This window comes from Lysinibacillus sp. F12, from assembly GCF_057773605.1.
In genome coordinates this window covers 151,097-173,475 of the sequence record NZ_JBYMLP010000003.1, presented here as the reverse complement: position 1 = coordinate 173,475, position 22,379 = coordinate 151,097, and the positions used below count along the sequence as shown (strand labels likewise).

Below are 22,379 nucleotides of genomic sequence, written 5' to 3'. Positions count from 1 at the left end.
ATGAGGTTCCTAAAAACTTGCCATATACATTTAGTAAAATAAATCTTTCTTTCATTTCAGTAGTTCAAAAGCCTTTGCTTTCGAGCATCCATTTACTCGTGCTATCACTTTTCTATACACTTTTCCGTAATAAATATAAAAAGTAAGGTGCGCCAATAAAGGCCACAATAATTCCCGCTGGCACTGTTGCAGTAGCAATGGCAACGCGGCCAATCGTATCGGACAGCATTAATAAACTTGCGCCAATGCATAAAGTCAATGGTAAAAAGAATTGGTAGCGTGGTCCGACAAGCTGTTTGGCAATATGAGGTGCCATCAACCCTATAAAGGCAATACCACCTGTTACAGAAACTGCTGCTGCTGCTAGTGCCACAGCGACGATTAATAAGCGTAACCGCTCGCGCCCGATATTCATCCCAAGACCTACGGCTGTTTGCTCCGTCATCGCCAAGACATTTAAGACATTGGATTTATAGAAAATGTACGGAATCCCAAGCACAAGCCAGGGCACTAAAGCCCAGAAAAATGGCCAATCCGTACCCCAAACGCTACCTGCAAGCCATTGGGCAATGAATTGCACATCACTACGCTCTGCTGAGGAGATTAATACCATCATAACCCCAGATAAAGCAGAGGCTACCCCTACCCCAATTAAAATCAATTGAACAGGTTGCACCCCTTTATGGCGTTGATAAGAGAAAAAGTAAATGCAAAGGGCAGTAAAAAGAGCACTACAAAACCCTACAACTGGCAATATATAAGCAAAATGTGGGAGATCGCCATTTACAAGTAAGTAAAAGACTGTAATCCCGACACCTGCTCCCGCATTAATACCAATGATCCCTGGATCTGCTAAATCATTGCGTGTAACCCCTTGTAGGACCGCACCTGCTAAAGCTAACGCCATCCCTGCCGCTGCTAATACCAACATTCTTGGTAAGCGAACTGAGAATAATACGAAGGATTCTTTAAAACTACCGTTGCCTAACAAGGTTGGTAGAATGCGATCAAACGAAACTGAGGCTGGTCCTAAAGAAATGCCTAGAACAAAAATGAATAACGTGACGACAAGCCAAGTAAAAAGCCATTTTCGTTGTTTTTTGCGACCTTCTTTAAACAAATTGGCGTCCTCCCTTCCTTACTAATAGTAGGAAGAATGGTAGACCAAGAATCGAAACAATCGCTACAACTGGCGTTTCAAATGGTGCATTAATCATGCGACCTGCAAAATCAGCCGTCACCATAAACCAGCCGCCAATAATTGCGCTCATCGGTAAGACAAAACGATAATCCGTTCCTACAAATGCGCGAACAATATGAGGTACCATTAAGCCAACAAATGCTAGATTCCCAACAAGAGCTACGGCAGAGCCTGCTAAAATAACGACAGCAAACATCATAATACCTTTAATCAATGTTGTGTTTTGTCCAACTCCTACCGCAACTTCTTCATTTAAACTTAAAATCGTTAATTGTCGACTAAAAGCAAATGACAATAGGAGACCTATGACAATGACAGGAACAATCAATAACGCCTGCCATGTCGTGCCAATGAATCCGCCACTCGTCCACATCGAAACATCCTTGGAAATTTGAAATAAAATGCCTGTGCCTTCAGCAATCGCCTGTAATAATGCAGTAACTGCTGCACCAGCTAAAACAAGTCTCAATGGTGAGAAACCTTTCTTAGTAGAAGCACCGATCCCATAAACGATTATCATACCAATTCCAGCTCCAATAAAGCAGGCTAAAATTAACGTATAATAAGAGAATTTCGGGATAAATGCCATCGTTAAAGCAAGGGCCGCATTTGCCCCTGCTGTTAAACCAAGTAGCCCTGGATCCGCTAATGGATTGCGTGTAACCCCCTGCATAATCGCTCCCGCAACTGCGAGTGCACTGCCAACAAAAATAGCAGCAATGATACGAGGAAATCGAATTTCACGTAAAATCGTGTAATGCTTACCACCACTTTGTCCGACAATTGCTTGATAGACATCTTGAATGCTCGTATTCGCTGCACCTAAGCACAGCGAGATACAAGCTGTGCCGATTAATACGAGCAATGCAAGCAATACCTGAAGCCAAAATGGTAACTGTCGAAACTTTGTCATTTGCCTTCGCTACTCTCTACTAATTATTGTAAAAATTTCTCTTCAAAGAACTTCAGTTGATGTTCTAATGTAATCGGGTCATTGAAATAAAAGGCATTTGCATTCACTTCAAATAAATGACCATTTTTCACTGCTTCTAAGTCTTTAAACCATGCTGCGTCTGTAAATGAATTATCTTGGTCTTGGAACATACTGAAGATCACATAGTCCCCTGCATAATCCCCTAAAACTTCTTGAGAAATAGCATAGTAGCCTGGCTCTAAAGCTGTTTCTTTAACTTTCTCAGGCATTTTTAAGCCCATTTCTTGATATAAAATCTCTGTTCCGCGTCCCCAGTTATCGCCATAAATATAAAATTGTTTATTAAAGTTTTCTGCGACTGTTACAGTTGCATCTTCCCCGATTTTTTCTTTAATTTTTTTACCAGATTCCGCTGCACGTACTTTAAAATCTTCTACCCATGCCGTTGCTTCTTTTTCTTTATTGACCACTTTACCGATTTCAATAAATTGCTGTAAATAGTCTACTTTCCCATACGTAAATAATACAGTTGGAGCGATTTCTGATAATTTATCAGCATTTTCAATACCATTTAAACCAATGATTAAGTCTGGCTCTAGCTCAAGAATTTTTTCGATATCTGTATTTTCTACAACTACTGCATCTTTAATAGCATCTTCAAAGTTCGGATTTTTCGCTGCCCATGCATCTACACCGACAACATCAACATCAAGCTGTAATAAATCCCCTACAAATGAAGATAACACGACTACACGTTTAGGGTTTGCTGGTACTTCAATAGGTCCTGCTTCAGATTGATAAGTAATTGTTTCTGCAGAAGTCGCTTCTTTCGAGCCTTCATCAGCCTTTTCTATTTTCTCTTCTTTATTGCCGCACGCTGCAAGTACTAGTACGAGCATCATAAACATTGGTAATAACCACTTCTTCATTGTCTTTCATTCTCCTTTAAACGGTTTGTAATAAGTTATATGTAATGCACATTGGTTTGTTCGTTCGTGGATCTTTGCCAATTACAGCATCAATATTAAACACTTTTTTTAATACTTCTGGAACCATGACTTCCTCCGCAGTTCCAAATTTAACAAGCTCTCCTTGTGACAGCGCCACAATATAATCAGAAAAACGTGCCGCTTGATTTAAATCATGGAGTACCATAACAATCGTGCGCCCTTGTTCTTCATTTAGCTTGTAAAGTAACTCTAAAACCTCTAATTGATGTGCCATGTCTAAATAGGTTGTTGGCTCATCTAAAAATATAATGTCGGTTTCTTGAGCTAAAGACATGGCAATCCACACTCGTTGACGCTGTCCACCTGATAAAGCGTCTACAGATTGCAAGCGGAATTCTTCTGTTTTTGTCACTTGTAAAGCCCAGTCAATGACCTCTTTATCTTTCTGTGATAAATTGCCAAAGCCCTTTTGATAGGGAAATCGACCGTAGGATACAAGCTCTTCCACTGTTAAACCATGTGCACTTTCTGGGCTTTGCGGTAAAATCGCAAGTTCTTTCGCCAATTCCTTCGTGTTCATCTTGGAAATATTTTGACCATCCAGAATGACCTGTCCACTCTCATGCTTTAAAATTCGTGTAATGGCCTTTAATAAGGTAGACTTTCCGCAGCCATTTGAACCAATGATGGTTGTGATTTTGCCATCTGGAATTTGTAGCGATAAGTCATGCACAATCGTTTTATTCTCATAACCAACACGAATCGATTCAACTTCTAAACGCAATTCGGACCCTCTCTTTCATTTTACTTCATTCCATGCTATGATAGGCACTGTTAAAAATGATAATCATTATCACTAAAATTAGTCTAGTTTTATGATAAGATTTTGTCAATTACTTTTTTACTATCAATTAAGGATGTGGCAATAAAAATGCAACATGTGTATGATGTGACAATTATTGGCGGAGGCCCTGCTGGCTTATATAGCGCCTTTTATAGTGGTTTACGAGGATTAAAAACAAAATTAATAGAGAGCCAATCTCAACTTGGTGGAAAAGTATTACTTTATCCTGAAAAGCTTATTTGGGATATAGGAGGCCAGCCCCCTATTTTAGGCGAGAAATTTGTTAAACAATTGATCCAGCAAGCTAAAACATTTGACCCTACTATTCTAACAAACACAAAAGTAGATTTTATTGAACGACAAGAACATCTATTTATTGTACATACGGCAACTGGAGAAAGGCATTATTCAAAAACTGTTCTATTAGCGGTTGGTGGCGGTATTATAAACCCTCAGAAACTAACACTGGAAGGTGCTGAGAAATATGAAATGTCCAATTTACACTATACCGTTCAATCCTATAAACGTTTTGTGAATAGGGATATCCTTATTTCTGGTGGTGGCAATGCGGCCATTGATTGGGCTGTAGAACTGAGCCCCCTTGCTAAAAGTGTGACAGTGGTTTACCGTAAAGATACATTATCAGCGCATGAAGCAACTGTAAAAGAAGCCATTGATGCAGGGGTCCTAATTGAATGTAATACGACGATTACAAAGCTTTTAGCGAATGATGATAAAACCGCTATTCAATTAGTGAGATGTGAAAATTCGAAAACGAAGGAAAGTTACACTCGTCAAATTGACGAGGTTATCATTAGTCATGGCTATAATTGTGAAGCGTCCCTCACGTTTGATGAAGCCATTTCTATTCCTAAAAAGGATGATTATTATTTTGAAGGCAAAGCAACTGGTGAAACAGCACAGCCTGGTATTTTTGCGGCAGGAGATATTTTATCATTTGAAGGAAAAATCAATTTGCTGCTTGGGACATTCCAAGATGCAGCCAACGCGGTCAACTCTATTAAAACTTATTTAGAGCCAACTGCTTATCGCCATGGAATGGTGTCCTCTCATAATGAACTATTTAAAGAGAAAAATCGCTCCATTATCGAAAAAGAACTTGTCCCATCCCATTAGTTCGCAATAGAAACCCTCTTAAAGAAAGCATTCTTAAGAGGGCTTCTTTCTTTTATTTGAATAAACTTAATAGTGCCCCCATCTGTCTTAACATATTTACGCCATTCGTAATCGTTCCAGCATGCCCCATGATTGCATGTAAATGATCTGGCAATCTTCCTAAACCAGGACCTTGAAATTGCCGATTGGGTGGATAGTTAGGTTGCATCGCTCTACCTCGAAATGGAGGACCAAAAGTTCCCATATTGTTTGAAGGATAGACTCCTCTTCTATAATTCGGCTGAAAATGTGGCATTTATACACCTCCTATCTAAAAGCTCTCCCCTAGTATATGTGCATCATCTATGAAGGAATTAGACGTATGAAGAAGTATCAAAAATTATCTATTTAAAAATAGGATTTCTAGCTTTTCATCATATGTAAGGGAACCATACTAGTTTTCTTTTCATACTATATGAAAAAGAAGGTGGTTTTCATTCAAGACTCTAATTATCTCCAATTCCTAGCAAAATTTGGTGTTGGTGGTGCCCATCCTGGTGGCATCAATCTATCAAAGGAAATCCTAAAGAATGAGAGTATTCTGCCAACCTCTCATATTTTAGATGTTGGCTGTGGTACAGGGCAAACAGCTGCCTTTTTGGCTTCCTACTATACAACAAATGTAACGGGTATCGATATTAATCCCATTATGATAGAAAAGGCACGTCACCGCATGAAAAAAGCACGTTTACCAGTCAATATCATTCAAGGCTCGATTGAGGAAACATCACTCCCCAATGGAGCATTTGACTTTGTGCTTGCTGAATCTGTTCTTTCCTTTGTTCATAAACAACGTGCATTGCAAGAGATTTTTCGTTTATTAAAACAAGGTGGGCGCTTGATTGCTATTGAATTTACAATCCCTACGCTTCTTTCCTCACAGCTGGCAGACGATATTCAACAATTTTACGGGTTTGATGCTCTCTTTACGAAAAAGGATTGGGTTGCATTATTTCAAGAGATAGGGTTTCAAGATATTCGCATACAAAAAAATAAGGATATTTCCTCTAAGCCAGAATTCCACATTTCCAAGGAGATTGAATCCACATTGTATGATGTCTTGAATCAGCATATTATGATGAATGAAAAATACGATAATATTTTAGATTATCGCATCTATATCTGTACAAAATAACCATCTAGCCAGCATCCAAAGCGTTGCTGGTTTTTTTGTTATGACACCTGTCATAACGATTCTTTGACTCGTGTGAATAGGTTTTATCCTCCTGTTTTCTTATCATGAATATAAGAAAAACAAAGAAAGAGTGATGGAACTATGCAAACACAACAAAGGCTTCCCTTTATCGATATGCTAAGAGGATTCGCTGTCTTAGGGACCCTCGGAACCAATATTTGGATTTTTGCTTATCTGGGTGATTTATCGTATATTACAACGAGTAATTATTCTGGTTGGTGGTCATTCAATGATTTTTTACGAATGTTAGTACTATTTTTTGTAAACGGCAAGTTACTAGGATTATTAACGATTATGTTTGGGGTAGGTTTACAGTTAAAATACCAGCAGGCACTTCGTAGAGGAAATACTTGGCCTGGCGTGTATCTTTGGACCATTGTCTTCTTAGGGGTGGAAGGACTACTTCATTACACACTGGTCATGGAATATGATATTTTAATGAGCTACGCCGTTACGGCATTTATCGTGGCTATTCTCATTAGATTAGGCGACAAAGTCATGACATGGGCTTTCTATCTTTTGGGTAGTTTTCATGTCTTCCTCATTCTTTTTATTTTTGTCGTTACATTGCTTGGGGCTAGCGTTTCCCTAAATGGGATGGAAACTGTCACAGCCATCTATGAAAATGGTACATGGCTGGCGCAAGTACAGCATCGCCTGACAAACTTTTTATTTTATCGAACGGAAGCTATATTTATTATCCCGATGAATGTTTTTTTATTTATCCTTGGGGTCAAATTCATGCGCAACGAGGTTTTTTCACCAACAAGTAAAGGTTATCAAGCTCGACAAAAGCTTTTTACAATCGGTGTATTCATTGGTATTCCATTGAATCTGCTAATTTTTATACCTGGGGGACTTTTTGATTTACCTGTTCGCTATTTATGTGCACCTATTCTATCCATTGGCTATATTGGAATTTTAGGTAAACTGGTAGAATATAAGAAGCTAGATTGGCTTTGGCAACGGTTTGCCAATGTCGGCAAAATGTCATTGAGCTGTTATGTCCTGCAAAACGTGCTGGCGTCTATTATTTTTTACGGCTGGGGGCTTGGCTTAGGCGGGCATGTAAATAGCCTTTTTATTATAAGTATGTGGGTTGCCCTATCTTGTCTACAGCTAGTACTAGCAACATTTTGGCAGCACCAGTTCCGTATTGGCCCGATGGAATGGGTTCGTAAAAAAACGATTCAAGCTCTGACAAAGAATAAGCAACAGAGGATGGTGTAAGCCATAAAAATATATCCCAGAGAACAAGTTAAACACTATTTAATCATCGATGTTGTATCCATAATTGTTTTAATTGCCATGGTATTATGGTCGCATTCTGTACTCCCTTTCACAGCTAAAATCGTTATTTTAGCCTTGTACTTAGTCGCCTTCTATATGGCTTTATGGAATCGAGATTGGAAGCTACTAATTGCCTCACTTGTAGGCTTCCTTCTCATTACCATCCTTGCTATTTACGAGGATATCTTCATGCTTATCTTCGGATTTACCTTTGCCGATTTATTAGGGAGGGCAAAATCAAAATGGTATATTGCTAGCGGAATTCTTGGTATAGCTGCTATGTTTTTAATCATTTTGTGGGCGACCGCAAATTCCCTAGCACTTGTTGACACACAAGTACTAATACCCTTAATGATCATTCAATTAGTATTCCCTGTTCTCATTTATTTTGTAGAAAAGTCGAAAAACCTACAAATTGAATTGGCAGATGTCAATACCCAGCTTGTTCAACAAGAGGAAAGACAGCGCATTGCTAGAGATCTTCATGACACGATTGGTCACACCCTGACGATGATTAAAATCAAAACGGAATTGACCACTAAACTTATCGACCGAGATCCTTCCAGTGTCAAACAAGAATTAAATGACATATTAGCTACAACACGTATAGCCTTAAAGCAAGTACGAGAGCTCGTTTCGGATATGAATTTTGTGTCTCTACAAACAGAGCTACTACACTGCCAGCAGCTCTTACAAAGTGCGAATATTACGACCACTATTAACAATCATTGTCCAAAAATTGTTCTTTCAAGTGTTGAGGAAACCATGTTAGCTTTATGTGTACGTGAGGCTACAACTAATATGCTGAAGCATAGTCAGGCTCAAAACTGCAACATAGAGATTGAATGTCGAAATAGACAATTTACCATTGCCATTCAAGATGATGGGATTGGTTTGGAACAGAAGGGGCTGGGTAATGGCATGAACTCGATGAAAGAAAGAATGCGTGTTCTGCAAGGTTATGCCCTTTTTGAAGGGGGTACAAGGACAGGCACTCTCGTAATATTCAGCATACCAATTCAAGATGGAAAGGAGCCCTCAACATGATACGAGTTTTACTAGCAGAGGACCAACAAATGTTACGTGGTGCCTTAACATCCCTTTTGTCCTTCGAACCAGATATTGAAGTAATAGCTGAAGTTTCAGATGGTCAAAAAGCATGGGACTACATTCAGCAGGAATTACCCGATGTTTGCCTGGTAGATATTGAAATGCCCCATCTGTCAGGATTAGAGCTTGCAGAAAAAATTAAAGAGGCCAACTTGCCCTGTAAAGTGATGATTGTCACTACATTTGCACGCCCAGGCTATTTACAAAAGGCCATGGATTGTGAGGTACATGGCTACTTACTGAAAGATGAACCGATTGATTATTTAATTGCTACTATTCGCAAAATCATGCAAGGTGAAAAGGTGGTCAGTAAAGATTTAGCTGCTACCTTATTTATGAAAGAGCAAAATCCTTTAAATGAGCGAGAAGTTGCCGTGCTACAACTGGTGAAAGAAGGCTTAACCACTCACGAAATCAGTAAACAATTATTTTTAACAAAAGGCACCATTCGTAATTATTTATCAACCTCTATTCAAAAGCTACAAGTAGAATCAAGACAGCAGGCCGCTCAAATTGCTAGTGATAAAGGCTGGCTATAAATCAGAAAAATCTCGCCACCTCTGTGACGAGATTTTTTGATAGGAGAACGTATACTACATAGTTCAATTACAAATTCACCTGTTTATTTACCTTGGAGAACTACATTTGTCGCTATCGCCCAATTATTTAATGGTGTCACCGTATAATTTACATCTGCTTTTAATGTGCCACCATTACCACGAAGTTCCACACTTCTGCCAGCTAATAAATCCGTTTTAGGATTATTAGTTAATTACAATTCCAATGAATTACTATTAATAGCCTTAGCAGATTGCAGTGTAAATGGTGCTATTTTTTTGCAACAAAGCTCTTTACATCAATTTCTGCCCAATGTGAGTACACTTGGTATGTAACACCTTGTTTGAAGGGAAGGTTTGACCTGCAGGTAATCTAAATTGAGGAGCTTATTTTCCAACAGCTGCTTGTGGAAAGGCACATAATTAGCTACAAACTCTTCCCCTTCACTTGTTATCACAGTCACATAGCGATTACGCAATGAAGTAATAATATCAAAGCGTTGGCCACTTGCATCACGATTTTGAGGAGATAAAAGCCATCAAGAGTGAAGCTTCTCGATGGCTAAAGTCTAGTCGTTTATTTTGCTCCTGCTGCAACAAGGATTTCTTCAATCTCCTTAAATCCTTTCTGTTTTGCGTGCTGTAAAGGTGACATATTATTTTTATCTGGAATATTGACATCAGCTCCATGATCAATCAACATTTGAATGGCCGTTTGCTGTGTAGGGTTGCCGTTATTTAATACAATCGCTTCCATTAATGCTGTCCATCCCAGATTATTGACATGATTCACATCGATGTTTGTGGTAGTTAATAATTCCTCAATGACATGAATGTAGCCGTGCTCAGATGCTGGAATTAATGCCGTTCCACCATAACGATTTACAATCGTAGAATCGGCACCTGCTTGAATCGTTAGCTTTAATATATCCAAATAGCCTTCCGCACCCGCATATAAGAAAGGCGTGTTTTTCATATCATCCTGGATGTTCACATCCGCACCTGCATCGATGAGTAATTTCACTGCTTCCACATCCTGATTGTAGGTAGCCATCATCAAAGCCGTTCGATTGCTTGCGTCTTGTGCATTGATATTCACTTTTTCATGTATAACTTTTTTTAGCGATTCTACATCGCTTTTTTCTACCGCTTGAAACAATTGACTCGTCAAATCTGTTGCCATTTCCTCATTTCCTCCTTTATCACGCCTTATGGTCTCCGTATCATTTGAGGCACATCCCTGCAATAAAAATGATAAAGCGATCATAGCTGCTTGCATTTTTTTCATTGGCTATTCACCGCCCTCACTATTTAATTTTAGCAGTCTATGTATAGTTTATAATTCATTGCTAAATTGCCTATTAACCATTTCTTAAAAAAGTCTAAAATTTTCAATTAAAAAAACCTCGTCAAGACGACGAGGCGGTGTCTTACACATTTAAGCGGTAACCTGCACCCCATACGGTTTCTAAAAACTTTGGCTGTGCTGGATCACGTTCAATTTTTTCACGAAGCTTTCGTATATGCACGGTAACTGTGGAAACATCCGCAGCGGATTCATAGCCCCAGTTCCGCTCATATAATTGTTCTTTACTTAATACTTGATTTGGATGTTTAACAAAAAACACAAGCAAATCAAATTCCTTGGTCGTAAAGGCCACTTCTTCACCATTCACAAAAACCTTTCGAGCTGATGTATCGATCGTAAGGCCATGTATAGACATCATATTGTTCGTTGGTTGGTTTGAGGCTAAACGCTCATATCTAGATATATGCGCCTTGACCCTTGCCACAAGCTCACTAGGACTAAAAGGCTTAGTAATATAATCATCTGCCCCTAACCCGAGACCTCGAATTTTATCAATATCCTCTTTTTTAGCCGACACAAATAAGATGGGGATATTGTTCACTGCTCGAATTTGTTTACAAATTTCAAAGCCATTCATTCCAGGAAGCATAATATCTAAAATAATTAAATCATAATCGCCATGAAGCGCCTGCTTCAGCCCCTCATCGCCATGATGCTGAATATCTACCACATAATCATTAATTTCTAAATAATCTCGTTGGAGCTCTGCTATGCTCACTTCATCTTCAATTAATAATATTTTTTTCATGATTTCCCCCCATTTCCTCATCCTTTTTCAATGAAATGAAAATGCTCGTTCCCTTTGTTAATTCGCTCTTTGCCCAAATATCGCCACCCATTTCAAGGACAATTTGTTTGGCAATTGCTAACCCAAGACCACTTCCACCTGTTTGAGAATTTCGAGAAGGTTCCGCACGATAAAAACGATCAAATATATGTGGTAATGCAGTAGGGTCAATTCCCGCACCATTATCTGTAACTTGAATGATGGCATCATCTACTCGCTCATGTAGGGAAATAATAATTTGCTTATAAGGTTTATCCATATATTTTTCACTGTTGCTCAATAAGTTGGATAAGACACGTCTTAGCTTATCCCTGTCCACCATAGCAAAAAGCGAAGAGCCTGCTGATATATATTGTAAATGAATATCTCTGGCAATAAAGTCAAAGCTAGCATCCTCCACATAATCATGCATATATTGTTGAAGATTGACACTTTCCATTTGGAACGGAACCTTTTTCAAATCTAATTTCGAGAATAAGAATAATTCATCAATTAACACGTCCATATCCTTGGCTTTCGTATAGATAGTTGTTAAATATTTATCCATTTTCTGTTCAGTATTCGCTACACCATCTTTAATGCCCTCCACATAGCCAATAATAGAGGTCATTGGCGTTTTTAAATCGTGGGAGATATTCGATAACAGTTCTTTCCGATTTTCTTCATATTGAAGCTGAATTAGTACAGATTCCTTCAGTTTAACTCTCATTTCCTCAAACGATCGATTAAGCTGACCAATTTCATCATTAGAACGGGATGTAATTTCAAAATCTAAATCACCCGATTTAATCCGTTCTGCCCCTTCCTTTAAGGCTGTGATTGGGTTAATGATACTTCTAGACACTAAATAATTGAGTAAACCGATAATCATCATAAATAAGACAAATAAGATACCTAACAGAATGGGTAACAGTTCTCGCGTTACCTCCGCATGTGAACTAACCTCTCTTAATACAAAGATACTCCCTTCTGTTTTGTCTGGGAAATAAAAATCGAACTTCACATACGTATAAAAGGCTTGATTAATCATAATTGTGTCACGTGAATTAATATTGGTCGCTTCAAAACCTGGTAAACTTTGAAGCAATAGTTGTTGATGCTCTTGTTGTGTTGCATAAACAATTTGATGGTCTTTCCGCACAACAATCTCAATGGAAGGAGCATTTATGGTTTGTAGCTGTTCAATATCTAAAAGCTGCTGGGGATTTTTTTTTGCCAATAATTTCAAATCTAAAAAAGCATTTTCCTCTACCGTTGTTAAAGGCTTTTGGACATAAGACTTTTTGTAAAAATGCTCAATTGCTTTAACATCACCTGTAATGGCAAAGGAAAAAAGAAAAACCGCTGCAAGTAAAAGCGTGATGGCAATCATAATAACGCCTACATAAGATAGCAAAAACCTCGTTTTAATCGACATCTAAATTCCCCCAATAAGCTGAAACTAATAGCAATGTACCATACAAATCTTAAAACTTTATAAAATCGCGCTGAAAAATCTATAAATAATTTTCTGCATCAACATAGTATTCGGCTTACTCCAAATGAAATAAACAACAAAAAAAGATACGACACATTTGGGTTGTGCCGTATCCATTATCTTTATTTAGTTTCTTCTGCTCTTAGTTTCTTTTTGGTTTGCCATCCTAAAATGAAATATTCAATCAACACTACCGCAATCAATGAGGCACCAAACAATGGCATAATAATTCCTAAAATAATAAGGAAAATTACGAAAGGAAGTGAGATTTTATGTGAAATTTGTGGTGGTGCAGATAGCTCACCTTTTTTCCTACGTAAAATCCAAGTGCGAATCCCCCATACAATTACTGCTAAAAAGGCTAAACATACCAGTAAGTTTAACAGCTTATTTGGCCAGCCAAACAAATGGCCTTCATGTAAAGGAATGCCCCATGTAAAGAATTTCGCCAGCATACCATAATCCTCGTAGTTAACCTGATCAATAAACTTGCCGCTATATTGATCAAAATACATCGTTGCCTCGTCTGTAGGCTTGACATCAAGTCCTGTTATACCTGAATTACTGGCCTTTGCCACTGTAAATACGCCTTCTTCGTTTGATGGATAAATAATCGAATAAGGTTTGGCAATATTCATGGTAGTTATTTCTTTTTCAAGATTAGCAATGGTCATTTGGTTGTCGTTTGTATAACGGACAGCCCCCCCACCGTGATGCTGTGCATGTTCTCCCTCAGATGATGGCGCCTCTAATTGACGCGTTGCCCATGGAATTTCAGACACATCGGATGTTGGTGGCTTTTGCTGTAATAATGGGTAGCCGAAAGTTGGACTTTCTGACGCTATATTTGCCAATATGGAACCTTGAAAAGCAGACCATAAAAGCCCTGTAGCAATGAACATCACCATGGGAATAGTAATGATTGTCCCAACAAGCGCATGGTATCTCTTACTTTTTTGTCGTTTATTTTCCGATTTGCGCTTTTTCAATAAATCCCCTTTAAACGTCATATAAAGTCCGGATAGTAGTAAAAAGATTGTCCAGCATGCCGCTAGTTCTACTAAATAATTGACAAATGTACCACCAATAAATAATGAACTATGGGTATTTCTCATAATATTAGAGAATGTATAATTGGCATCCTGACTACCAACCATTTGATAATGATCATCTAAAAATACATACTTCTGTTCATTCCCATTTGATAAAGTTAAACGCGTATTATAAGGCTCTTCCAACATAATCACTTTTGTAGTGGTGTAACCTGCAAATGCTGCCTCTGCTTTTTCCACTGCTTCATCAATTGTTAAGACCTCTTCTTTATGGCTATCGCCAAAAAAATAATCATCATATAAACGATTTTCTACATCTGTAAAAAACAAATAACCAATCCCACTTAATGTGAGAGATAGCAGTAATGGCGTAATACAAAGGGCTGCGAAAAAATGCAAACGCCAAAACCTTGAATAAAGCAGATTTTTCATTTTTAATCTCCAATCTATTTAATCAAATACGCCTCACCGTAATGGCCGCTGACGTTAGGCTACGGCCAGATTTTGAAGAGGAGCTTGGCTGGAAAGTTCCTCTTCAAAATCTGTGATATCCGATTGAGGCATTATCTTGATTCAGTAGGCGTTTGAACACTTAATAAGCATTCATCACTCCCTTTGAAGGAGGAACCATCTGTATTTGATACTACTTTCAGTACAAACAGTTGCTGAATGAAGATAAATATCAAATTTATTATATAAAGTAAAAGTGAAATATGAATGAAGTCCTAAAGGCGGTTTTATGACAAACAAATGTATTCCTAGTGGTATTATGCTATTTAAAGATGAAACAATCATAGCCAAACAAATGTGGACACAAGTTTAGCTACGATTTAGGAAAGATTTATAAACTCAAATTCACAAGAATTTTACACGGACTTCGATTTTTCATTAATGCTTTAAAGCCTTTCTACGATATTTTCTAAAGCAATTTTGCTTGTCATAACTGCCTGCCCATCCATTACCCCACGTGCCAGTATTCGAATGACCTCTGGGAAAATATTCACGTAAGCGAATTCACTGCTCTCGCTGCTTTCATAGCTTGCAAAATTAATAAGCCATTGAATTTTACGCCTTCCACAAAAATGTTGTCAACAAATGCACAATCAAAAAGGCTACCCCATCAAGAAGTAGCCCTCAAACGTTGATTATCCAATTAATTCCTTCATCACATTCGCGTACGCTGCTAAAATAGATTGCTCATGTGCTGTATCATGCCCAACATATTGTTCAACAAGCTCCTTTAAAGGCTTTGGCTCTTGCATAATTTCTAATTTAAATAAACTTTCATAATACTCAACAACTTGTGGATTCATGTGGACCACTCCTTTAATAATTTACATAAAAAAGACATCTTTCCCTCATTAGAAAGATGTCTTTTATGACAAATACACGACATAATACGATGTTTGCCATATGGAAATAAGCTTTCTATTCTTCATAGAAGCTATCTTTTTAGCAATCATCGTACTATGAGCATGCAGGAGAATTTCTCTAGTCACACTCAACACCCCCTATCCGCGTAGGTTTCTTGGCTGTACTAGATAAAGGCAGGTCTCCTGGCTTATGTTCTTCACACCTTTCACCTTCCCATTACAAGGCGTAACAGTGGTCTCTTGAAATGTGCTCCCATTTACAGTTGCGGGACAGCGTCGGATTTCCACCGATCTTCCCTTTTAAACAAACCCAATTTGGTTTGTACCTCTATCCTATTATTCCGTTTTTATTATTATACCATAAGGTTTGTACGATCTTAATAGATTCAAAAAACTATAGTTTATTCACTCATTCAGCTATTTCTATAGAATTCTTCATGGTTTCACTTGCAATAAGTAAGACTTTATGTAGAAGTTGATGGGAACGAAGGGCGGCGACTCCTGCGGGAAAAGCGGGAAAGTCGAGATCCTGGACTGAGCGAAGCGAGAGAAGCAGCTCGACCCCGCCCGCAGAAAGCGTCCGCCCGTAGTGGAAATCAACGGCTTTACTTTATTTCATTGTAAAAGAAAAAAGACTGTTGGCAAACTCTCAAATTTTTTGCGTTTGTCTACAGTCTGAGAGTAGACACGACCTTTCATTTCAACTATTTTGAAATTAATCTATAATTAGCTATAAGTATTTGAAACAGGAGGTCTAACTATGATTATTGCTTTACATCATGTGCAAATTACTATTCCAAAAGGGTCAGAGAATCAAGGGAAAGATTTTTATTGCGGTGTCTTAGGTCTGAAAGAAATAGAAAAACCCGATTCTCTTAAAGGCAGAGGCGGGTTTTGGTTACAGCTTGGTCACCAAGAGATACATGTAGGAACAGAGGATGGCTTTGATCGATTGTCGACCAAGGCTCATATTGCGTATCAAGTTGAAGATATTGATTACTGGAAGAAGAAACTAGCCGAACTTCAAATCGAAATAGAAGACTCTGTACCTATCCCCTATTATGAGCGTTTTGAATTCCGAGATCCCTTTGGTAATCGAGTAGAAATCATACAGGCAATTGCCTAAACTACCCTATTTTGGGCAGTTTTTTTAGATGAAATCCTCCCATATTACAGTTTACTGAAACATTTGTAATATAACTGTAAATTCCTTCGATAAAGCCATTTATAGCAGGCGTTGAGGCACTCCCCCACACCTCCCTGGCAACATTTACCGCCAAGAAGCCCTATATTTTCATGCTACGATTATTTCCAAGGCAAGACGATACAGGAGAAATCCTACTAAACGCTTCAGGAGGTTATTTACAACATGAATAAACGATTTTTATCTACAACACTTGCATTAACCATTGGATTTAGCTCATTCGGATTAGTCCAAACAGCGACGCAGCCAATTCAAGTAGAGGCAGCTACAACAAATGCACAAAACAACGCTCAGGCAGTTGCCGCTAAAGCCAATCAATTGATTCAAACTGGTAAAAGCTTAATGGGTCAAGCGACATATAGCAATACGGTTTACAAGCCTACATATCCTTATAAATTTTCTTGTGCTTCATTTTTAATGTATATCTTCGAGAAAAATGGTGTAGATCTTGGGACGTATAATGAAAACTATATGATTCAACAAGGTACGTATGTAGCACGTAACCAATTACAAAAGGGAGATTTACTATTCTTTAAGAGTAAAAAAACAGGAACTGACCCCGACCATGTAGGTATGTATATAGGTGACAATAAAATGATTCACATGGCTGATTCCAAGCAAAATATTGTGATCTCAGATTTAAATAGTAAACCTTATTATACTGAAAACTATGTATCAGCACGACGCGTTTTACCTACCCTTCTATCTGCCAACCCTGCAACAAAAGGCGATAAAATTGTAGAGAATGCGCTAACGTATAAAAATAAAGCAACGATTAGTTCTTCAACAAATGAATCGAGCCTACGCTTTACAGCCCCAGCATTTGTCGATTTCGTCTATCGTAAAAGCGGTGTGACACTTGGTGCAAAAACGTTAACTGATTTAATGAACCAAGGATCAACGGTAGCTCGTGCAAACTTGAAAAAGGGTGATTTAGTATTCTTTAATAGTGTAGCAGGCTCAAAAAATCCTTCTATTGTTGGGATTTATGCCGGTGATCACCGTATTATCATCCCAAATTCCGATGGTGTGATGACGAGAGTTTTATTAGTTGATTACTATAAAGAACACTATATTACAGCTAAGCGGGTTTTCTCTAACACCCCCTCTGTAAGTGCACCTTCAGCGAATACGTCTGCCGATAAGATTATTGCTACAGCTTCAGGTTTAACTAGCAAAGCAAAATTTGGTTATACGTATAATGAGAGTGCACTAACTTTCACAAGTGCGGGATTTACGTACTATGTATATAACAAGAATGGCATTGATTTAAAGGATAAACTAGCGAGTAAACAAGCTTTAGTCGGTACAAAAGTGCTCAAATCTCAGCTTCAAAAAGGTGATTTATTGTTCTTCTCAACGAATGATGGAGGAGCAACTATCACGCAAACAGGCATCTATTTAGGAAATAATCAATTTATTAGTATGACTACTAACAATGTTGTTAAACAAAATTTAAGCTCCACTTGGGCGCAAAAGAACTATGTTACAGCTCGACGTGTGTTAAAATAACAAAGCTTTAAATGGTAGGGTGTCTCAACTATTAGAGACACCCTTTTTATTTAAGATAAATTTTTAAGATTGTTGGCAAATTCAATCATAGATTTACTTGACATCGGTCCTTTTATGAGAACAATGGTGTCCGCGTCAAGCTTTGGTTTCAATATTTCTAAAACACCTATTACATCTTTAAACGTATGAACCTCTGCTTTAGTTCCATCTTTTTTCGCTTGGTCGGCAATTGCCTCTGCCCTTTTGCCAATCGTAATTAATGTATCTATCTGTCTTTCAGCTACTTTGGAGCCAATTTCCCGATGATATTTTTCTTCAAAATTTCCTAATCGCTTTATATCCCCTAGCACAAGAATAACTTTTTTCTCTTTTCCTACTGTATCTAACACTTTCAGGGCTGCCTCGACAGAAGTTGGATTATTGGTCCACGTATCATCAATAATGGTACTGTCACCTAGACCTGTCGTAAATTCTAAATGCCTCGCCATTTGTTTAAAGGATCTTAAACCTGCAATAGCTTGGCGTATAGAAAGTCCCATTTCGCTACAGGCAGCAATGGCGGCTAACGCATTATATACTTGATGCTCACCGTAACCCGGCACAAATACATTGTATTTAGTGTCTGCTACTTCCAGCACAAATTTCATGCCTGTATGAGCAAATTGGATAGCAGAAGCTTTGTAATCAGCCGAATCTTGTAAACCAAATTTAATAATTTTCCCTTTAAATTTTTGGTAAGATATTTTTTCGATGTTAGCATCATCTGCATTAATGATTAGTGTACCATCTGCTCGAATACCCTCTACAATCTCTGCTTTCGCTTTAATATAACCTTCAAGATTGAGACAGCCATCTAGATGGTGAACACCAATATTCGTAATAATGCCGATCGTCGGCTGATAAATCATGCATTGGTGTTTTATGTTCCCTGTATTCCCCAAGCCTAGTTCAAAAATGGCTGCCTGTGTTTTATCATCCACGCCCGTCAAATAGGGTAATGATTGCCTTGGCTCATTTTTACTACTTACAGATGCTTGCACTTGCCAATGCTTACTAGCGATATGTTTTAGCATCTCTTTTGTTGTCGTTTTACCACAGGTTCCAGTCAATGCCACAACCGGAATATGAAAAAGACCACGATAATATTCGATAAATGTCCAATAGGCCTGCGCCACGCTTTTGACGTGTAAAACCGTTGTATTATCTAACGCATTTTTTAACTCAGTAGCTGGTTTATCAGATATGACAAGGGATGGTCCCTTCCTATCAATCTCTTGCCAGTTGATTTTATCACTTCGACTCACAAACATAAGTGTATGACTTTGAGTTAAATCATGTCGATTATAGTAAATTGCATGCTTTACAGACCATTGATCTGATCCATGGATAATTTTCCCCTGCAAGACGCCTCTAATTTTTTGCACACTAATGGATTGCAAGTGTACTACGCCTCCTTTCTTTATCAATCTTGTACATACCTATTCATTCTCTTGATCACGAGTGCTACTTTTCTGATCAATTACTATACCTTATTAGAGTGGTATTCTATGTGACACAGTTAATATCCTAACCATGAAGAAGTGAGCTAAACTGTGGGAGGCGGAGGTTTATATTTAAGCTCAGTTGCTAATTTCGAAACCTGTTCACTATACATATCACCCTTTATGAGGACAATCGTATTTTCATCTATAATCTTCTGCAACAATGGATAAACAAGCGTGCTATTTTTATAGGTATAAACTGGAGCGTTAAAGCCTAATTTCACCGCATGATCAGCCATAATCCGTGCATGCTCGCCAATAGTAATTAGCACATCCACACCAATACGTTGGATTAATTCACCCGCTTGCTCATGTATAATATAGCCCCATGAGCCCAAATCGGTAATCGTGCCAATAACAGCAATTTTTTTCTTTCCATCTCCTAGCTCATTCAACACTTTTAAAGCCGCCTCTAAGGAAGTTGTCGTAATACTCCAGGTATCATCTAAAAGCATAGAATGATTAATGCCTTCAAAGAGCTGTAGTTGTTTTTTCAATTGACGGAAAGATTGGAGTTGATTGGCTGCAACTGGAATAGGTACCCCTATTTCATAGGCCGCTGCAATGGCAGCAAGGGCGTTGTACACTTGATGTTGACCAAATCCCGGTACAAAAATATCATAAGTTTTTCTATTATGGTGCAGCTTAAAGTTCATACCCTTTTGATAATATTGGATATGACTTGCACGAAAATGACAAGAATCATGGATACCCACCTTCACTAAGCGCCCATTAAACTTAGATATATCTAGTTTTTTAGTATTCATATCTTCGGCGTTTATGATGAGGGTTCCTTTAGGTTGAATGATATCTAGCATTTCTCCCTTTGCCTGAATATAGCCTTCAAGCGTCTTACAATAATTCAAATGATGGGCACCGATATTCGTAATAATCCCAATGGTCGGCTTGAAATACTTCCCTGCATTCGTGACATCTCCAGGTGAGCCAACAGCTGTTTCAAATACAGCCGCCTCTGTGTCATCTTCAATATTCAGTAAATATTGCAATGATGCCGTTCTTGAATTACTACTTAATGTCGTTGCTGTCACTTGTCGATCAGCAGAAAGAATATGTTTAATCATCTCTTTCGTCGTTGTTTTGCCTGAAGTACCAGTAATAGCAACAATGGGGATATGAAATTGATTGCGATAAAAGTGAACAAACTTCCAATAGGCCTCATCTACATTCGCAACCTGTATGATAATAATCTTGGTTGGAATCTCTGTGGGCCGATATGCTCTGTCGGTCACTATTACAAGAGGAGAAAGTGGCTCAAGACTTTTCCAATTAACAATACGTTTACTTGTAAAAAGGGCCGTATTGGGCTTTTTCACTTGTTTTAATCGATAAGCACCATGCTGTATCAGTATGTCCTCAGACCCTTGCACTATATAGCCCGCCGTAATCACTGCTAAATTTTTCACCGAAAGAGGCTTCATATTTTTTCTCCCTCCTTTCTTTTCTAGTATATGTAACCTCTTAAAAGTTGCTTGGATGTAGACAAGATACACAACTAGAAGAAAACTATTTCTTTGCATATATATAAAGGTGATTAAGTATCTAAGTACCAATAGAAGGAGTGATATACCTGAAAGCGATTGTATTTATCGGTACAAACAAATCCGGGTCTAGTCGTGAAGCAACAAGAGCAGCAGAAAGATTAGGCTATTTCACAATACTTTTCACCAATAATGAAAAACAACTTCAGCAGCGCCGATCTTACCCCGATATTCATAGAATGATTCTCATTGATACTTTGAATATCGAAAGAATGAAAGAGGAAATTGATAAACTAGGGAAAACCGGATTAGAGATAAAAAGTATCGTTAGTTTTGTTGATCCATTTGTTCATATTGCTTCCATGTTATGTGATGAATTTTGTCATAACTACACATCCTCTTCCGCAATTGAAATCATGGAGGATAAAGAAAAGACTAGAAATCATTTGAAAGACCAACCATACTCACCAAAATTTTCGCTCATGAAACCTAATGAGCCTATTGCAAAAAATTTAACATTTCCATTAATCGTGAAATCACCAAAGTCAACAGGTTCCAAAGATGTACTATTAGCAACGGATGTCGACCAGCTTCAAAACCACCTCAAAGCATTGCGTAGTAAAAATCCCTATGAAACGATTATGATTGAAGAATATTTGGAAGGCCCTCAATATTTAGTAGAGGCGGTCGTATATCAACGGCAATCACATATAATTGGCATTATTGAACAGGAAATTACCCAAGGGAAACGGTTTATCATAACAGGCTATGGCGTATTAGTGAAAGCCCCTTTAGATATTCAGGCAGGCATTGAGGAAGTTCTTCAGTCCATTGTCAAAGCATTTGATATAGAAAATGGCGCTCTCCATTTGGAACTCCGATTGACAAAAAACGGCTGGAAACTCATTGAGATTAACCCAAGGATTTCTGGAGGTGCCATGAACAACATGCTTCAAGCGGCACTCGGATTTAGTTTAGTAGAAGAAACATTGAAGCTTCTGCTTGGCGAAGAGCCTAACTTTCAGCCTAGACATAAAAAATTTGTTTACACAAAATATGTCATTGTAGAAAGCAAAGGAATTTTAGAAAAAGTAATTGGTAGAACAAGAGCGACAAATTCAACGGGAGTGGTCGAGGTTTATGTTAAACCAAGGAAAGGTACATTCTTAACCCCTCCTTTATCAATGGGTCACCGCTATGCCTATGTCATAGCACAAGGGTCAACCTTATCGGAAGCTCGGAATCATGCAACAAATGCCGCCAAAGAAATCAAATTTATTTTAAGAGTATGAAAAAAAACCCCGAATA

General features: G+C 38.2%; 21 protein-coding genes and 1 riboswitch. Of the genes, 8 read left to right on the top strand and 13 right to left on the bottom strand.

Annotated elements, in window-relative coordinates; translation table 11 throughout:
- Positions 1–112: 112 nt before the first annotated feature.
- Genes AC3CH7_RS14635 through AC3CH7_RS14620 form a run of 4 tightly spaced genes read right to left on the bottom strand, consistent with a single transcriptional unit; the run spans position 113 to position 3,869 of the window.
- Positions 113–1,120, bottom strand: a complete 1,008-nt coding sequence (locus AC3CH7_RS14635; RefSeq protein WP_031419657.1) for a FecCD family ABC transporter permease — start codon at positions 1,118–1,120, stop codon at positions 113–115.
- Entirely contained in the window at positions 1,113–2,114 is a 1,002-nt protein-coding gene (locus AC3CH7_RS14630; protein ID WP_036166447.1) for a FecCD family ABC transporter permease, read from the bottom strand. The genes AC3CH7_RS14635 and AC3CH7_RS14630 overlap by 8 nt, the downstream gene beginning before the upstream one ends.
- A gap of 23 nt (positions 2,115–2,137) precedes the next feature.
- Positions 2,138–3,064 (bottom strand): iron-hydroxamate ABC transporter substrate-binding protein, encoded by a 927-nt coding sequence (locus tag AC3CH7_RS14625; RefSeq protein ID WP_031419655.1) that lies wholly within the window; start codon positions 3,062–3,064, stop codon positions 2,138–2,140.
- Positions 3,065–3,080: 16 nt separating this feature from the next.
- A complete protein-coding gene (locus AC3CH7_RS14620; protein ID WP_012293972.1) occupies positions 3,081–3,869 on the bottom strand; it encodes an ABC transporter ATP-binding protein in 789 nt (262 codons plus the stop codon).
- Between the two features lie 147 nt (positions 3,870–4,016).
- On the opposite strand from AC3CH7_RS14620, the gene AC3CH7_RS14615 reads away from it, so the two are divergent.
- The gene (locus AC3CH7_RS14615; RefSeq protein ID WP_012293971.1) at positions 4,017–5,066 is read left to right on the top strand and encodes an NAD(P)/FAD-dependent oxidoreductase; all 1,050 of its coding nucleotides are present in this window, start codon (positions 4,017–4,019) and stop codon (positions 5,064–5,066) included.
- 52 nt (positions 5,067–5,118) lie between these two features.
- Here the strand turns inward: AC3CH7_RS14615 and AC3CH7_RS14610 are convergent, their stop codons facing one another.
- Positions 5,119–5,361: a hypothetical protein gene (locus AC3CH7_RS14610; protein ID WP_031419654.1), complete on the bottom strand. Its 243-nt coding sequence runs from the start codon at positions 5,359–5,361 to the stop codon at positions 5,119–5,121.
- A gap of 171 nt (positions 5,362–5,532) precedes the next feature.
- Here AC3CH7_RS14610 and AC3CH7_RS14605 point away from each other — a divergent pair, with 171 nt between their 5' ends.
- From AC3CH7_RS14605 to AC3CH7_RS14590, 4 genes are all read left to right on the top strand, one after another.
- Positions 5,533–6,240 (top strand): class I SAM-dependent methyltransferase, encoded by a 708-nt coding sequence (locus AC3CH7_RS14605; RefSeq protein WP_281486590.1) that lies wholly within the window; start codon positions 5,533–5,535, stop codon positions 6,238–6,240.
- Between the two features lie 141 nt (positions 6,241–6,381).
- Positions 6,382–7,530: a DUF418 domain-containing protein gene (locus AC3CH7_RS14600; protein WP_031419651.1), complete on the top strand. Its 1,149-nt coding sequence runs from the start codon at positions 6,382–6,384 to the stop codon at positions 7,528–7,530.
- Between the two features lie 480 nt (positions 7,531–8,010).
- Positions 8,011–8,637: a sensor histidine kinase gene (locus AC3CH7_RS14595; RefSeq protein WP_418936739.1), complete on the top strand. Its 627-nt coding sequence runs from the start codon at positions 8,011–8,013 to the stop codon at positions 8,635–8,637.
- A complete protein-coding gene (locus AC3CH7_RS14590) occupies positions 8,634–9,239 on the top strand; it encodes a response regulator transcription factor (protein ID WP_031419650.1) in 606 nt (201 codons plus the stop codon). The genes AC3CH7_RS14595 and AC3CH7_RS14590 overlap by 4 nt, the downstream gene beginning before the upstream one ends.
- Positions 9,240–9,834: 595 nt before the next feature.
- Here the strand turns inward: AC3CH7_RS14590 and AC3CH7_RS14585 are convergent.
- The 6 genes from AC3CH7_RS14585 to AC3CH7_RS14560 form a co-directional block, all read right to left on the bottom strand.
- Entirely contained in the window at positions 9,835–10,545 is a 711-nt protein-coding gene (locus AC3CH7_RS14585) for an ankyrin repeat domain-containing protein (protein WP_080720007.1), read from the bottom strand.
- Positions 10,546–10,687: 142 nt separating this feature from the next.
- On the bottom strand, positions 10,688–11,374 hold the full coding sequence (locus AC3CH7_RS14580) for a response regulator transcription factor (protein WP_012293963.1): 687 nt from the start codon (positions 11,372–11,374) through the stop codon (positions 10,688–10,690).
- On the bottom strand, positions 11,352–12,830 hold the full coding sequence (locus AC3CH7_RS14575; RefSeq protein WP_036161316.1) for a sensor histidine kinase: 1,479 nt from the start codon (positions 12,828–12,830) through the stop codon (positions 11,352–11,354). Before AC3CH7_RS14575 ends, AC3CH7_RS14580 begins: the two co-directional genes overlap by 23 nt.
- Positions 12,831–13,012: 182 nt before the next feature.
- Positions 13,013–14,374: a PepSY-associated TM helix domain-containing protein gene (locus tag AC3CH7_RS14570; protein ID WP_488381529.1), complete on the bottom strand. Its 1,362-nt coding sequence runs from the start codon at positions 14,372–14,374 to the stop codon at positions 13,013–13,015.
- Positions 14,375–15,087: 713 nt separating this feature from the next.
- Positions 15,088–15,255: a hypothetical protein gene (locus AC3CH7_RS14565; RefSeq protein WP_012293960.1), complete on the bottom strand. Its 168-nt coding sequence runs from the start codon at positions 15,253–15,255 to the stop codon at positions 15,088–15,090.
- A 63-nt stretch (positions 15,256–15,318) separates the two neighbouring features.
- Positions 15,319–15,441 carry a hypothetical protein gene (locus AC3CH7_RS14560; RefSeq protein WP_258858684.1) on the bottom strand — a complete coding sequence of 41 codons (123 nt, stop codon included), beginning with the start codon at positions 15,439–15,441 and terminating at the stop codon, positions 15,319–15,321.
- A gap of 30 nt (positions 15,442–15,471) precedes the next feature.
- A riboswitch (cobalamin riboswitch) is annotated at positions 15,472–15,660 on the bottom strand.
- 415 nt (positions 15,661–16,075) lie between these two features.
- Here AC3CH7_RS14560 and AC3CH7_RS14555 point away from each other — a divergent pair.
- Together AC3CH7_RS14555 and AC3CH7_RS14550 are read left to right on the top strand one after the other, a co-directional pair.
- Complete coding sequence (locus AC3CH7_RS14555; protein ID WP_289449177.1) at positions 16,076–16,441, top strand: VOC family protein; 366 nt, start codon at positions 16,076–16,078, stop codon at positions 16,439–16,441.
- Between the two features lie 243 nt (positions 16,442–16,684).
- The gene (locus tag AC3CH7_RS14550) at positions 16,685–18,031 is read left to right on the top strand and encodes a C40 family peptidase (protein ID WP_036167966.1); all 1,347 of its coding nucleotides are present in this window, start codon (positions 16,685–16,687) and stop codon (positions 18,029–18,031) included.
- Between the two features lie 50 nt (positions 18,032–18,081).
- Here the strand turns inward: AC3CH7_RS14550 and AC3CH7_RS14545 are convergent, their stop codons facing one another.
- Positions 18,082–19,470: a UDP-N-acetylmuramoyl-tripeptide--D-alanyl-D-alanine ligase gene (locus tag AC3CH7_RS14545; protein ID WP_031419640.1), complete on the bottom strand. Its 1,389-nt coding sequence runs from the start codon at positions 19,468–19,470 to the stop codon at positions 18,082–18,084.
- A 146-nt stretch (positions 19,471–19,616) separates the two neighbouring features.
- On the bottom strand, positions 19,617–21,011 hold the full coding sequence (locus AC3CH7_RS14540; protein WP_012293956.1) for a Mur ligase family protein: 1,395 nt from the start codon (positions 21,009–21,011) through the stop codon (positions 19,617–19,619).
- Between the two features lie 140 nt (positions 21,012–21,151).
- Here AC3CH7_RS14540 and AC3CH7_RS14535 point away from each other — a divergent pair, with 140 nt between their 5' ends.
- Complete coding sequence (locus AC3CH7_RS14535; protein WP_031419637.1) at positions 21,152–22,363, top strand: ATP-grasp domain-containing protein; 1,212 nt, start codon at positions 21,152–21,154, stop codon at positions 22,361–22,363.
- Positions 22,364–22,379: the final 16 nt, after the last annotated feature.